Origin of the sequence: Paenibacillus flagellatus, from assembly GCF_003217775.1 — a bacterium.
Lineage (GTDB): Bacteria > Bacillota > Bacilli > Paenibacillales > NBRC-103111 > Paenibacillus_AB > Paenibacillus_AB flagellatus.
This window is the reverse complement of sequence record NZ_QJVJ01000002.1, coordinates 177,292-191,821: the sequence shown is the minus strand read 5'-3', so window position 1 is coordinate 191,821 and position 14,530 is coordinate 177,292. Positions and strand designations below refer to the sequence as shown.

Below are 14,530 nucleotides of genomic sequence, written 5' to 3'. Positions count from 1 at the left end.
GGAACCGACGGCTACCAGGACCGGACCGACGCCCGGATCTCGAGGGTCTCCCCGGCTCCGATGCGAACAGCCCATTTCCCTTCGGACAAGTAAGGCTTGTCGCCGGAACCGGAGCCTTCCGTCACGATTCGCCCGACCCTCGACGATTCCATCGGCAGGACGAGCTCGCCCGCAACGCCGGGCGGGAGGCTGACGGAGGCTGTGAATTCCCGCGCTCCCTTCTCCCACCGGACGCTCACGTCGCCATGCGGCGTATGCAGCTTCCCTTCGCACCACGGCAGATGAACCGGCTGCGGCGCGATTCTCACCCGGCTCCAGCCGGCGGATGCGGGCGCGATGCCGAGCGCGATTTTCGGCAGCATATGCGCCGGACCGACGCTCCAGCCGTGGCAGTAGCTTCGGGTCGGGTATCCCGGCGCCCACCGGCCGGGCATATCCTCCCAGCATGTCGTGCTGCCTTGCTCCAGCATATACCCCCAGGCTTGCCGCACTTCCCGCAACAAATCTACATACAGGCCCGCCTTCTCCATCGCCTGCAGCTTGAAATACCGCATGAACGGCGTGGACGACCGGACGAAATCCGCGGGCGCCTCGCGCACATAGCCCGCGAGAACGGAGCGCCGTTCCGGACGGCACGCTTCGTACAGGTAGCAGAGCAGATTCGTCTGCTCGCTGAACACCGGGCTGAGCCGGCCGGGCTCGCGCATGCAATCCGCGAACGCCTGGCGCTCCTCGCTCCACAGATGGGCGTTGATGCACGCCACGATCGACGCCGAAAGCCGCCTCAGTTCCTCGGCCTCCCGTTCCCGACCGAGAACGTCGGCCAGCGAAGCCGTTCTGCGGCAGCTCTCCGCGAACAACACGTTCATGGGAGTCGAGACGACGCCGTCCGGCACGTCCATCGGAGCCCAATCGATCAAGTTCCAGAACGGAGAGCGGATCAATGCCGTCGCTTCGTCCGTGCATTCGTCGCGGAAAAAGCGAACTTGCCCGATCAGGAGCGGGTACAACTCTTCGGCGAAGGAGCGGTCGCCCGTATGCCGGTAATGCTCCTCGCAAGCGATCGCCCACAGGAGGCTCCAGGTGGACAGCACGTTGGGCCACCCGCTCGGTACGTGGGACTCGACGACGGGCGATCGCCGCATGGAGGAGCCGGCAAGCCGCAGACTTCTCCGCACGAGAGGCTCGGCCCCCGCCAACGTGTTCTGCACGGCCGCCATCACATAAGCGTCCCCCACCCAGAACGCCTGCTCGTACGTCGGGCAATCGACGAACGTGTCGTCGCTGCACAGCTGCGCGGTCCGGCGGCACATCTCGAAAATCCGGTTCAGCGATTCGTCCGCGCAGCGGAAGCGGCCGATAGGAGGCGACGGATACGTCCTCTGGATGCAGCGCACGAACCGGATTTTCAGATCGCCGCCCAGGGCGGACGCCTGCAGCATCCAATACCGGAACCCGCGGTGGAAATAAGAACGATAGCGCTGCCAGCCCTGCCTGGCGACATAGCGCACCGTGTTGTGTATGGACCCCATGTGCACGATCCGGTCGCCCTCGTACGCCTCGAAGCCGTATCCGTCGAGAACCGCTCCGGCTTCCGCCCACACTTCGAACTCGATCCAGCCGGCCGTCATCGCTTCGAACTCGTATACGAGCCGGACCGCTTTCCCCTCTCCGGGATCGTGAAGAAGCGCATAATCGGCGTTGCCTCCGCAGCTGGCGTTCACGTTCTCGGCTGCCGCGGACGGAGGTACGTCCCGGATCGGGATGGCGTCCGTCATCAGGTGAAACACGTTGACCCCATGCTCCCGGCCGGCCGGGACGACCTGCATCCGGCGGCCTTCGGCCGCAGCGGTCCACTGCTCCCAATCGGCGGCCTCCAGCAGCTGCCGAAGCTTCGCTTCGTCCAGATCGTCCCCGGGGACAACGGCGAATCTTCCTTCCGCGATGCCGGGCAGACCGGGCTCCAGACGCATCGATCTTCCGCTTTCGTCCCGGACGGCCGCTTGGAAATGAAAGTCGTGCGCCGCACGGTCCATGAAAAATGCCAGCACATTCGTACCGGCTTCCAGCTCCGCCTCGAACTCATAGCAGCCGCACCAGTGGTACCCGCTGACGTCCTTCTCGACGGCCGCCGTCCCGTTCACATGCAGCTTGGCATAGACGCCGGAGGTCCGATCCTGCATCCCGAACCGAACGCGGGCTGGCGCGTCCAGGGTGACCGTCGTCACGAGCAAGCCGCGCACCGGATGGGGGCTCGCATCCGCGACACCCGGCAGCAGCCACGGCCGCAAGTTCAGGCTCCATGCCGGTTCGGGCAGCTCAACCGTCTCCAGCGTCCGGACCGTCGCCGGATACCACTCGTCCTCCGTCAGAAGCGGAATGTCCCTCGGTCGAAGCGGGCCCCACGGCGCGCAACCGACCGGTCCGAGCGGGACGGCCTCCCTCCACGCTTCGTCCGTGCGAAACCCGGCGTGCATCCAGCCTTCCGGCTCCAGCAGCGCGTTATATTGCTCCGAGTACGACTGCTGCGTCGAGATGCGCGGGGTCGACCCGGCGAAGGACGGATGCTGCCGCCATTGCCAGCCGTCACCGGTGCCGACCTCAAGAGGCGCCCCGGAACGGGCGGTTCCCTCGAGGCGCGCGAGCAGCCCCGGCTTCCCGGGCACGTATTGAAAGGTCGCCTCGTTCAGTACATGCACGAGCACGGCAATCGTATTCGCGCCCGGCCGGAGCCAGGCGTCCGCCTCGTACGTATCGTAGAACCACTCCTCCGGCCATCCGCGAACCGGACCATGACCGAGGAGCGCCCCGTTGATCCAGACCGTATAGCGGTAGTCGGCCGTTATGTGAAGATAGGCTTCTTCCGCCGTCGGCTCCCACTGGAACTCGTGCCGGAAGCAGACGAAAGCCGTCGCTTCGTACGGAGCGATCGCGGAGGGGTCGAACCCGATCCACCTCGCCGCTCCGAAATCCGCATATGCGTCTCTATGTCTTATCAAGCTGTTCGCTCCTTCCCGCCGCCTGGACTTCCGTTCGGCCACCCGCTTGCCGACCTCCCTTCTGTTTGTAAGCGCATACATTCAAAACAAGACCCGGTGCGTGCCTGCCTGGCTTCTTCATATCCCGCCATCCTCATCGGACTTGCTTGGGGAGGGAGCCGAGGTCCGTATCCGGCTCCCAGTCCCACCTCAGGTCATCCCTTCTCCAGACGTACACCTTGCCGTCCTCCGCCCCGCAGGCGAGGTCGGGCCGGCCGTCCCCGTCCAGATCGGCGCACCATGGCGCGCTCTGGTGCCATACCAGGTCGAGCGGCGTTCCGTCCAAGAGCGTGATCGGGCGGGCGCATTGGAACACCGGCCTGTCGTCGGTGCCGATGTTGCGCAGCCAGAAGACGGTCGAGTAAAACGGAAGGTACACGTTGAAGTAGCTGCCGGCGCTCGCGGGGACGCCGACGACGAGATCGCGGACTCCGTCTCCGTCCCAGTCGCAGGCGAACAGCGCGGCCCGGCCGGAAGAGCCTCCGGTGCCGCAGGCCCGGATGCCGCAGCGGTTGTCGTACCTCAGCAGCTCCCCCTCGTGCACGATCCGGGGATCGCGATCGTCCTTGCACACGAATTGAAGGAAGCCGTCCCGGTTGATGACAACGAGCTTGCCGGCCTCCCACAAGGCGGGCCTCGACCTCCAGGCCGCCCGGAACGGCTCGCCGTTCGCCAGCAGCGGCGTCCCGGCCTCGAACGACGGCGGTCCGCCCGCGCCCGCATTCCGGTACCACCGGTACTCGCCCTTGATGTCGTTGACGATCAGGTCCGGACGCCCATCGCCGTCCCAGTCCGTCACAAGCGGATTGGCGTAGCCCCATCTCGACTCCCCGGGTCCCTGCAGCGATCCGGTCGGACCTGCCTGGTGATGGATCGTTTCCTTCCCCGCGCTTAGCCGGATGCCCGTGCGGTATTCGAATCCGCCGGCAGCATCGGCCCGGTTTTCGAAATACCAGACGAAGCCCGAAGCGTCGCCGAGCACGAGATCCAGGTCGCCGTCCCCGTCCATGTCGGCCAGGCAAGGAACCGACAACGTCTCTCCCCTGACGTGCCCGCCCCGGTTCAACAGGGGCTCGCGCTCGATCCAGCGTCCGTTCTGTCTGTCGAGCCAGAACACGACTCCCGGATTGCCGGTCAAGAGCAGCTCGTCCTCGCCGTCCCCGTCGATGTCGCAGGCGCACAGCGAGGTTTGAAAATAGCCTCTAATCAGCGGGCTGCAGCCGAGCTCCTCGCGCGATTCCGTCAAAACCCGGCGATCCTCGGTCATCCGATACAGGCAGAGACGGTCCACCTCCTCCCGGACGACCAGCTCCACGACTCCGTCTCCATCGGCGTCGAACCAGATCGCGTCGGGCGTCGTGCCGAGCGACTCCATCCGATGCAGCGGGACGGGTGCCGCATATTCCGGGTTTCCGTTCGTCCCGACGTTCTCCAGCCAGTAAATATGGACCGTCGTGGGTCGCCCTTTCCAATGGCCCTGCCCGTCGTACCCTCGGCCGAACCCCATGCTCGGATGCTCGTTCAATCCGCCGCCGTAGCGGCCTCCCGGCCAATAATTCATCCAGTCCTCCCGGCCGCATACGATCAAATCGGTGGCGCCCGAGGCGGAGCGGACCGGATGGATCGCCAGCTGCGTGAGTCCCGGCAGCGCTTCCGCCAGCGACTTGCCGCCTACCGGGACTCGTTCCGCCGTCCGCGTGAAGGATGGCTCCGCGCCCGCTCCTTGGTTGCGGTACAGCTTCAGCCAGCCGGGGTCGGGCTCCAGCCGCTCCAGATCCGGATGGGGGAACGTGCCGGCATACGCCAGGATGTGAAACCGCCGGTCGTCCCCCGTCGCAAGCGGCATCGCGCTTGAGCCGGCGATCGCATCCAGCCGGACGGCTTCGCCGTAGCGGGGAATGTCCCCCCTTTCATTCCGGTCTTCCAAATAGACGAACACACCTCGGCCGAGCAGAAACGGGTCGGTCGCGTACAGGATGTCCCTGCCGCCGTCGCCGTAGTAGTCGAGCATGTACGCCGTGGCGTGCAGCCCTTCTCCGAGCTCCTTCCACTGGCCGTAGCCGAGTCGGATCGGTGCGCCGGATTCCATTGGCAAACCTCCTCATCTGGCCGGTATCGTTCGGCGTCGGCCTACTCCTTGACCGCGCCGAGAATGATTCCCTTGACGAAGTACCGCTGCAGGAACGGATATACGATCAGAATGGGCAAAGCCCCGATCATGATCTGCGCGTCCTTCAGGGTGCGTTCCGAGACGAGCTTCAGCTCTTCCATATCCTTGATGTTCGTCACGTTCAGGGGAATGATCATCGTCTGCAAATAACTGGACAACGGATAGTGCTTCGGATCGTTCATGAAGATGAGGCCGTCGAACCACGAGTTCCAATGCCCGACGAGCGAGAACAACGTGAGCGTCGCCATCGCGGGCATGCTGAGCGGCACGTAGATGCGGAACAGCGTGGCCAATTGCGAAGCGCCGTCGATGTAGGCCGACTCCCCCAGCTCCTTCGGAATCGAGCGGAAGAAGTTCAGCATGAGCACGACATTGTAGACCGGAACGGCCGTCGGCAGCACGAGCGCCCAGATCGTATCCATCAGTCCGAGGTTGTTGACGACCAGATAGAACGGGATCAAGCCTCCGCCGAAGATCATCGTGAACACGAGCAGCCAGGCGTAAACCGTCCGCCCGCGAAACGTCTCGTTCTCCTTGGACAGCGGATAAGCCATCAGCACCGTAAGCAGCATATTGAGCGACACGCCCAAAGCCACTCGCCGCAGCGTGACCCCCATCGAGCGAAGCAGGCTGCCCTCTCCGAATACTTTCTCATACGCAGCCGTCGTAAAGTCGACCGGCCAGAACAATACCTGATTCGCCGCTACGCTGACCGAGGAGCTGAACGATTGCGCCAGGATGTGCACGAAAGGCAGCAGGCAGAGCAAGGCGGCAGCCGACAATACCAGGCCGTTGGCGATTTGAAATACCGTTCTGGAAACGGATGCGTACTCTTTCAACAGCGGGTCCTCCTAGAAAATGCGATAATTGGCGTACTTGTAGGCCAGCCGGTAGCTGACGGCCATGAGAACGAGACTGACCAGCGACTTGCACATTCCGACCGTCGTGGCGAAGCTGTACTGCGCCTGCACCAGACCCATGCGGTACACGTAGGTGTCGATAATGTCACCCGTTTCGTACACGAGCGGATTGTACAGGTTGAACACCTGATCGAATCCGGCATTCAGGATGCCTCCCAGGCTGAGCGTCGCCACAAGCGCCATGATCGGAGCGATGCCGGGTATGGTGATATGCAGCGTCTGCTTCCAGCGATTCGCCCCGTCCACGACAGCCGCCTCGTACAGATTCGGGTTGATGCCGGCCATCGCGGCCAGGTATACGATCGTCGAGAAGCCGAATTCCTTCCAGATGTCGCTTGCGATCAGCACCGGCCGAAACCAGAAGTTGCTGCCCAGAAACAGGATCGGATCGACGCCGAACCAGCCGAGGACGACGTTGACCAGCCCGCCGTTCACCGAGAGCAGGTTCGCCAGCACGCCGCCCAGAATGATCCAGGACATGAAGTGCGGCAAGTAGACCATCGTCTGCACCGCCTTCTTGAACACGAGCGAGCGAACCTCGTTCAGCAGAAGCGCGAATCCGATCGGGACGAAAAATCCGATCGTCATCTTCAAGCTGGCGATGGCGAACGTATTCCAGACGACCTGGTAAAAATCGTCCAGCTGAAGCATGAATTTGAAATTGTCCAAGCCGACCCAATCCGACTTCAGAAACCCGAGCGAAGGCTTGTAGTTCTGAAAGACGATCATCGCCCCGAACATCGGAACGTACGAGAACACGATGACGAATAGGAAGCCGGACCATACCATCGCGTGCAACAGAGCGTTTCTCCGAATGTTGTGCCACAATGCCGTCATCTGGATTTGGCCCATTCGTTAACTTCCTTGGTTACCTGATCGCCGCCGATTTCTTTCCACTTGGCGACCATCGCATCGAATTCGCCGATCGGCTTGTCGCCCATGATGATCTTGGTGAACGTCTCGTTGATCAGCTTGCCGAGAGCGGCGCTCTTCTCGGCCATCGTCTTGGTCGGCGCGCCGTAAAATTCGTCGACCACGACGTTCGGCTTGATCCGTTTCACGATCGGAGCCGCGTCGAGCCATACTTTCTGATGCGTCCATCCTTCGACGCCGGGAATTTTCATGTCCTCCCATATCTTCTTCGCGGACGGCGTCAGCTTGGACGGATCGCCGCTCTTGTGCGCCGACAGCAGCTGGTCCGCGTTTTTCATGCTGATGTCCGGCGGCGAGATGTACAGCGTCGAGTAGTTGCCGAGGCCCATGCCCTTGTACTTGCCTTGGTCGAGCTCCGAAAACTTGGCGTATCTCGAGCCGTTCTCCAGGCTGAGGTCGTACCAGTAATTGAGCGCCTTGACGATCGCCTCGGGATGCTTGAACCCTTTGCGGACGACGAACCAGTGGAACGTGAATTGAACCTCCGGCACGCCGATCTCTCCCGACGGTCCGGACGGCGGCGGAACGACGATCCAATCCGCCGTCGGATCCTTGGTCAGCGCGTCCTTGATCGGCCAGTACGGCGCCCAGAACGGAGCGTAGAACATGCCGAGCTTGCCCGCGATGACGTCCTCGTTCGCCTTGCCGCCGTCCTTGAGCGCGAACTCCTTGTTCAGCGCGCCGCTCGCGTAGAGCTCGTGCGCCTTCTCCAGCACGGTCTTCACTTCCGGCTGCACGCTGCCGTACCCGAGGTCGCCGGACGCCGTCCGGACCCATTTGCCCGGGTAAGCGCCGTACGCGGCGGCGAAGCCGTCCAGCGCGCCGAGCCCCGAACTGTCGAACAGGCCGTTGGTCGCCATCAGGCCGAGCGTATCTTTGGCCTGGCCGTTGCGGTCGGGGTCGTTTGCTGCAAACGCTTTCGCAACAGCGATGACGTCGTCGATCGTTTTCGGCACGGCGAGCCCCAGTCGGTCGAGCCAATCCTTGCGAATCCAGAGCAGGTTGCCTTTGCCGGCCGTATCCCGCGTCTCCGGCAAGCCGTACAGCTTTCCCTTGAATGTGCCCATCTTCAAGCCGATGCCGTTCTGGTAGCCGAGCGATTCCTTCACCGGCGGCGTCGCGTACTGCTCGTAGATGGCCGTCAAATCTTCCAGCAGGCCCGCTTCCGACAGCTCCTTGAGCTGCCCCGCGTCGACCATGAAGATGTCGGGCAAATTTTTCGAGGCGATGGCCAGATTCAGCTTCTCGACGTAATTTTTGGCCGACCATTGGTTTTTCCAGACGATGCCCATGTCTTCCCGGTACAGCTTCAGGACGATATTGTCGTCTAGCGACTCGCCTTCCACGAACTTGAACGAATCGTCGAACGCCCGAACCGTCGTGATGTCGATCGGCGGGTCGTACTTGCCCAGCGGTTCCCGGGCGGCGGCGCTGTCTCCCGGGGCAGGCGACGGATCGGCCGGCTTGCCCGGATCCGGCTCCGCGCTGCCGCTCCAGAGGCCGCATCCCGACGCGGCCGCCGCCAGGACCACGACCGTTAAGGCGGATACGCCCGTTCTCCATTTCGTTTTCATTCCCGCGACTCCCCCTTCTCGCGTGCTTGCTTTCGAAGTGAATGCACCCGCACGTTTATCGTATATCCTTCCGGGCTACCGGCATAACGGTAAACTTTTATGATCCCTTTCAATTTTTTAACTATTGGCGCTTTTGAACTCCTGGGGCGTGACGCCGACCACCTTTTTGAACACCTTGGTGAAGTACGGGATGTTGTCGTAGCCGACCTTGGCGGCGACCTCGTACACTTTGAGCTGCGGGTCGCGCAGCAGCTCCTTGGCGCGCATGATGCGGGCATGCGTGACGTACTCGTTGATGCCCTCTCCCGTATGCTGCTTGAACAGCTTGGACAGATACGGTGCGCTAACGTGAACGTGGTCCGCCAATGCGGTCAGGCTGAGCTCGTCCGACAGACGGTTTTCGACATGGAGCTTGACTTTGGCTACCAATGCGCCGACGTGGTCTTTGGCGCTCTGGTTCATGAGAGAGAACAGCCGTTCAGCGGCGCCCAAAAAATAGTGCTCCATATGGTCCAACGTGGCGAAGGCTCTGACGCTCGTCAATTTATCCAGGTCCAGATCCAGCTCCTGCATCTGTTCGCGATTCGGCTTCAGCTTGTTGATCAACCGGATGAAGGCGGCGGATACGTGCTGGAACAGCTCGATATAGAGGCCGAACGGCACATCCTGCATGGTCCGGATTTCGCCGAACAGCTCGCGCAGCCGCTCCCTGAACTCCCGCTCCCGTCCGGATTCCATCAGCGTATGCAGCGACGGCAGCCGGCTCAACGACGATACGTGTCCTTCCTTGCGGAAGTCGAAGCTCTGGAAATCCAAAATCAGACTCGTCCCCAGGAACAGGCTGTGCCGGAGAATCGAGACCGCGGTGCGGTACGTTTCCGGCCATTGGCGGACCGAGGGCGCGGGGTCTGACACCAGCATCGTCACCTGGATTTTGCTGTAGAAGGCTAGCGACTCCTGGATGCTTTCCGCGATCGATTCGAGCGAGGGCGCCGGCTCCTTCTCCCTGTCCGGGCGTCCGACGGGCTGCAGGGGATAGATCACATAGCCGTTATCGTCCTCCAAGCAGCAGTGGTGGAACGGCTTGTTCAAGAACTCCTCGGCGATATTGCGGATGGCGAACACGCACAGGTCTTCGTCGAAGCCCGTGCCGTCACGGATTCCGTCGATCCGGAAGAACAGGAAGACGGTCGGCTCCTCCGGATCCAGGCCGATCTGCATCTTCTCCATCTTCCGCTTCGCCTGGCCGATATTTGCGAAGTCGCCGGCCAGCAGCTTGCGCAGGAACGTTTGACGGATGACGGCAAGTCCCTCTTCGTACTGCTTCTTCAGTGTTTCCTGGAACAGCAGCTGCTCGGTTTCCCGCTGCCTCTGCCGGATCGCCCGGTCGATGCAGTCCAGCAGCTCTCGGTCCGAGACCGGCTTCAGCAAGTAATCGAACGCTCCGTACTGGACCGCCTTCTGCGCGTAATCGAACTGGCTGAAGCCGGTAAGAAAGATGACTTTGCAGCACGGCCACCGCTCGTGCACTTGCCGGATGAGCTCGATTCCGTCCATCTCCGGCATACGAATATCCGACAACACGATGTCGACATTATGACTTTGCAGCTTCGCAAGCGCCTCGGAGCCCGACAAGGCGACGGCGATGTCGGATACCGCCAGGTCGCTCATCCGGATGACACGCTGCAGGCTGTTGACGAGCAAAGGCTCATCGTCCACGATCAGAATGCGATGCATCGATCGTCCCTCCTTTTTCGACGGTATCAGGCAGGCGCAGGACGGCCTTGAACCCGCCGCCGGCCGGCGGCTCGAGGAACAGGCCGCAGCGCGGGCCGTATTTGTACTTCAATCGCCAATGGATGTTCCACAAGGCGCAGCTGGTCTCGGGCTGGCTCTTCTCGTCGGCCAGCATCCGCTCCAGCTTCGCCCGTTCTTCCTCCGGCATGCCCGGACCGTCGTCCTCGACCGACAGCTCGATGACGCCGTCGGCAGCCGAAATCTCCACGCGCACGACGATCGGCTTGGTCGTTTTCTCCATGCCGTGGACGATCGCATTCTCGACAAGCGGCTGGACGAGCAGACGCGGAACTTTCAGCCCCGCCAATCCGGGAGCGGCGTGAATATGGAAGTCGAGGCGATCCGGGAACCGGATCTTCTGAATTTTCAAGTAGTACTCCGCATGCTGCAGCTCGTCCTGCAGCGTGACCTCCTCCGCGGCGCTGTGCGTGATGAAGCGAAAATATTTGCCCAAGTATTCGGCCAGCTCGGAGACGATCGCGTTGTTGCCTTCCTCCGACATCCGGTAAATGATATAGAAGCAGTTGTACAGGAAATGGGGATTGATCTGCGACTGAAGCTGCTTCAGCTCCGCCTGGTTGACGCGAAGCTCCTGGACGTACACCTCCTGAATAAGATGCTCGATGCGCGACACCATCTGATTGAATTGATGGTAGACGTAGCGGAACTCGTCCTTGCGCTTCTGCTCGATGCGGGTATCGTGCTGGCCGCGCTCCACCCTGCGCATGGCATTAAACAGCAGCCGAAGCGGCTTGTGCATCTCCCGGTAGGTCACCAGCGAGATGCCGATGATGCTGAAGGCGGACACCAGGATCAACAGCCGGATCAATTGCCGCAGCTCGTCGATCGATCCCATGATATCGCTTTCAACGAAGTACACGGCCAGCGTCCAATTCAGGGCGGCCGACTTCTTGTACACGACCATGTACGTTCGATCGGATTCGTTCAGCGAAATCGAGCCTTGGCCGGAATCGGCATAATCGGTTTCGAGGACGGATACGATCTTCCTTTCGAGCTCCCCTTTCTCCCGGCTGCCGATATACCCGTTCCTGTTCGTATCCAGGATGAAGGCCTCTCCCGTATCGCCGACCTTGAACGATCGGAGCAGGTTCGCGAACTTCTGCAGCGAGATGTCCATTCCCAGCACATAACGCACGTCGGTGCGCGGAACCTCGAACAAGCCCGGGGCGTACAGCGCGAACGTCAGCACGTCGGTCAGCTGGTTGGCCAACGGAACTTTGCGGTAAAACCGCTGCAGTACCGAATTGTCCGTCGCCTGTCCCAGCAGCAGATCCGTTTCCGTTTGCGGAATGTTCGAATAGCCGGATACGTGGGACAATCGTTCCTGAAGCCCGTAGAAATCGACGAACAGGTCGTCGATGTAGTCGCTGTTGGCGACAATCATGCCGAACTTGGACAGCAGATCGTTGTACAGCGCAATTTTTTCGTAACCCTCAATGCCGTGGGCGCTCGACAGAAATTGGATGTCCTTGTCGTTGCGCAGCACGATCTCGAACTGCTTCACCTTCTCCATGTCGGATTCCAGACGGTCGAGAAAAAACTGAAGCTTCGAGAAGGTCGTCCGCGTCACTTCCTCGTGCATGCTCCTGACGGCCGAGTTCAGGATGGCCAGACTGATGAGGTAAACCGGGATGGTCAGGACGAAGAAAAAGAGCGTCAGCTTCGCAAACAGCCCGAAGCGAATCTCCCGAACGTTTCCGGGCATCGCTCGTTCACCTCCTGGTCTCAATATAACGGGCGCCGATCGCGACATCATCGCATTCGTCAGACGAGGGACGCCATTTTTCCCTGATCATGCCATAGGGGCCTCAAGGGCGTCAATCCGTTCCTTTTATCGGGAAAGGCAAGTCGAACGGCCGCCCGGCCGTTTCCGTGCGACGCCGATTAAATGATCCCTTCCGCCTCTAGCCGCCGGAGAAGACAATTTTGGATAAGCACAAAGCAGAAAAATAATGTTGTTTATTTGCGGCAAGCCGCTACAATTATTTCTAAACAATGGAAGTTCGAATCCAATTGAGGAGGGAAAAGGGATGAGCAAAAAAACGAAGGCGGCCATCACCGGCTGCGGCACGATCGCCAACAGCGCGCAGAACGCCGCTCTGCTGGAGACGACGCCCAAATTCACAGCACGCGGCATATTCCAGAACAAAATCGACGGCTTTCTGGAATGCATCGGTACCGGGAACGAACCGCCGGCGCATATCGATACCGTCATTCCGTCTTCCAAAATCGTTCAAGCGATCTACCATTCATCCAACCGGAACGCGGAGGAAATTAACCCATGAAAACAATCGGGTTCATCGATTATTTTCTCGACGAATGGCATGCGAACCAATACCCCGAGTGGATCGCGAGCGCATCCGGCGGGACGATGAAGGTGGCTTACGCTTACGGAAAAATAGACGCGGAGCGCGGCCTCGACAACGCCTCCTGGTGCCGGAACAAAGGAATCGGGCTGCTCGGTTCCATCGAAGAAGTCGTGGAGAGAAGCGATTATTTGGTCGTGCTGTCTCCCGACAATCCGGAATTTCACGAGGAGCTGGCCATGCTGCCGCTGCAGTCGGGCAAGCCTACCTATGTCGACAAAACGTTCGCGCCGGACCGGCAAACCGCGCTCCTTCTGTTCGAGACGGCCGCCAAGCACGGCACGCCGCTCTTCTCGTCCTCGGCGCTGCGCTTCGCCACCGAATACGCAGGCGCCGACCGAACGGGCATCGATACGATCTGCAGCATCGGCCCCGGCCCATACGCCAATTATGCGGTGCACCAGATCGAACCGGTCGTGTCGCTCATGGGCGCGGAGGCGGAACGGGTCATGAATACGGGGACGGAGAAGTCCCCTTCCCTGCTGGTCGGATTTTCGGGTGGCCGGCAGGCGTCGATTCATTTTTATGACGGAAGTCCGTTCAGCCTCGCGGTCAACTACCAATCGGGCCAATTCGCCCATCTGAAGGCGGAGTCCGACTTTTTCGCCGAGTTTATCGGGAGCCTGATCCGCTTTTTCGAAACCGGCGAAGCGCCGGTCGATCCGAAGGAGACGATCGCGATCATGACGATCATCGAGTACGGTTTCCAAGCGGCCCGAAAGCCGTATCAATGGATCGAGCTGCCGAAAACGGTCTGACATGAACTCCCATAATACGGCCGGCTGCGTGTTCCATTTCGACAACGTGTTTCCGACAGGCCAGTCTACGTTCGGCGGCATCGATTTGTACCAGATCGGCGAAATATGCTGCGAATGCGGGTATGAAATTTTGCCGCACCTGCAGCATTGCCTCGAGCTGAGCTATATCGTGTCCGGCGGCGGCTTTTTTTACATCGACGACGAATGCGTGAAGGTCGGCGAAGGCGACATCGTGTTCAACGCCATCGGACACACGCATGCGATCCGGACGGACGACTCCGGCATGCTGCGTTTTGTGTACATGGGGTTCACGTTCAACGAAGCGGCGAACGAGGCGTTCCGGGACATGCAGCGCTTTTTTCAATCCGCTCCCTATCATCATGCGAAAGATACGTACAATCTGATGATTCCGTTTCTTCGTAACCTTGACGAGTTTTATGCACAGAAGCCTTATTCCCGCATCATGATCCAAAACTACCTTGAGGAAGTCATCGTCCTGTCGTACCGGGCGTTTACGGAGAAAAGCGGCAAAGTTACGCGATACGCTCCGCAAAAATCGCCGCACTCGGTCGGCTATACGGTCTATTCGGTCATCCGCTATATCGAGAAAAACGTATGCGAGCTAAAAAGCGTCCGGACGATTGCAAACGATCTGGGGTATAGCTACACGTATTTGTCGCATACGTTCAAGGAGAAGACGGGGATGACGCTCCGGTGGTACATCAATCACAAAAAGACCGAAAAAGCGCTGGAAATGCTCAAATACGGCAACCTTTCCATCAAACAGGTGGCCGAGAGATTGAATTACGCGACGCTGCAGTCATTTAATAAAGCGTTTACGCGGATTATGGGCTATCCGCCCTCGCGTTACGTCGCGCTCCAACAGCAAGAGGCCGCTCCGGATTGACCGGGGCGGCTTTGATTTCGTTGTGTGCCGATGTCGGGCTTGATGG

10 protein-coding genes are annotated in these 14,530 nt (G+C 60.6%); 3 read left to right on the top strand and 7 right to left on the bottom strand.

The genetic code is table 11. From position 1 onward, the window contains the following. Nucleotides 1–11: 11 nt before the first annotated feature. The 7 genes from DLM86_RS04520 to DLM86_RS04490 all read right to left on the bottom strand — a co-directional run bounded on the left by DLM86_RS04520 (nt 12) and on the right by DLM86_RS04490 (nt 12,158). Nucleotides 12–2,999: an alpha-L-rhamnosidase-related protein gene (locus tag DLM86_RS04520; RefSeq protein WP_158289318.1), complete on the bottom strand. Its 2,988-nt coding sequence runs from the start codon at nt 2,997–2,999 to the stop codon at nt 12–14. A gap of 133 nt (nt 3,000–3,132) precedes the next feature. Then, on the bottom strand, nt 3,133–5,127 hold the full coding sequence (locus DLM86_RS04515) for an FG-GAP and VCBS repeat-containing protein (protein ID WP_110838783.1): 1,995 nt from the start codon (nt 5,125–5,127) through the stop codon (nt 3,133–3,135). A gap of 41 nt (nt 5,128–5,168) precedes the next feature. Further along, nucleotides 5,169–6,047, bottom strand: coding sequence for a carbohydrate ABC transporter permease (locus DLM86_RS04510; protein WP_110838782.1), 879 nt, complete (start codon nt 6,045–6,047; stop codon nt 5,169–5,171). A 12-nt stretch (nt 6,048–6,059) separates the two neighbouring features. Then, nucleotides 6,060–6,980 (bottom strand): ABC transporter permease, encoded by a 921-nt coding sequence (locus DLM86_RS04505; protein WP_110838781.1) that lies wholly within the window; start codon nt 6,978–6,980, stop codon nt 6,060–6,062. Continuing rightward, a complete protein-coding gene (locus tag DLM86_RS04500; protein ID WP_110838780.1) occupies nt 6,962–8,635 on the bottom strand; it encodes an extracellular solute-binding protein in 1,674 nt (557 codons plus the stop codon). Before DLM86_RS04500 ends, DLM86_RS04505 begins: the two co-directional genes overlap by 19 nt. Nucleotides 8,636–8,752: 117 nt before the next feature. Further along, entirely contained in the window at nt 8,753–10,372 is a 1,620-nt protein-coding gene (locus DLM86_RS04495; protein ID WP_110838779.1) for a response regulator, read from the bottom strand. Next, on the bottom strand, nt 10,344–12,158 hold the full coding sequence (locus DLM86_RS04490) for a sensor histidine kinase (RefSeq protein ID WP_158289317.1): 1,815 nt from the start codon (nt 12,156–12,158) through the stop codon (nt 10,344–10,346). The genes DLM86_RS04495 and DLM86_RS04490 overlap by 29 nt, the downstream gene beginning before the upstream one ends. A gap of 325 nt (nt 12,159–12,483) precedes the next feature. Between DLM86_RS04490 and DLM86_RS04485 the strand changes: the two genes are divergently transcribed. The 3 genes from DLM86_RS04485 to DLM86_RS04475 are packed head-to-tail and all read left to right on the top strand — an operon-like array spanning nt 12,484 to nt 14,484. Then, the gene (locus DLM86_RS04485) at nt 12,484–12,738 is read left to right on the top strand and encodes a hypothetical protein (RefSeq protein ID WP_110838777.1); all 255 of its coding nucleotides are present in this window, start codon (nt 12,484–12,486) and stop codon (nt 12,736–12,738) included. Further along, nucleotides 12,735–13,577 (top strand): Gfo/Idh/MocA family oxidoreductase, encoded by an 843-nt coding sequence (locus tag DLM86_RS04480; RefSeq protein WP_110838776.1) that lies wholly within the window; start codon nt 12,735–12,737, stop codon nt 13,575–13,577. The genes DLM86_RS04485 and DLM86_RS04480 overlap by 4 nt, the downstream gene beginning before the upstream one ends. A gap of 1 nt (nt 13,578) precedes the next feature. After that, nucleotides 13,579–14,484, top strand: a complete 906-nt coding sequence (locus tag DLM86_RS04475; RefSeq protein ID WP_110838775.1) for an AraC family transcriptional regulator — start codon at nt 13,579–13,581, stop codon at nt 14,482–14,484. Nucleotides 14,485–14,530 lie beyond the last annotated feature (46 nt).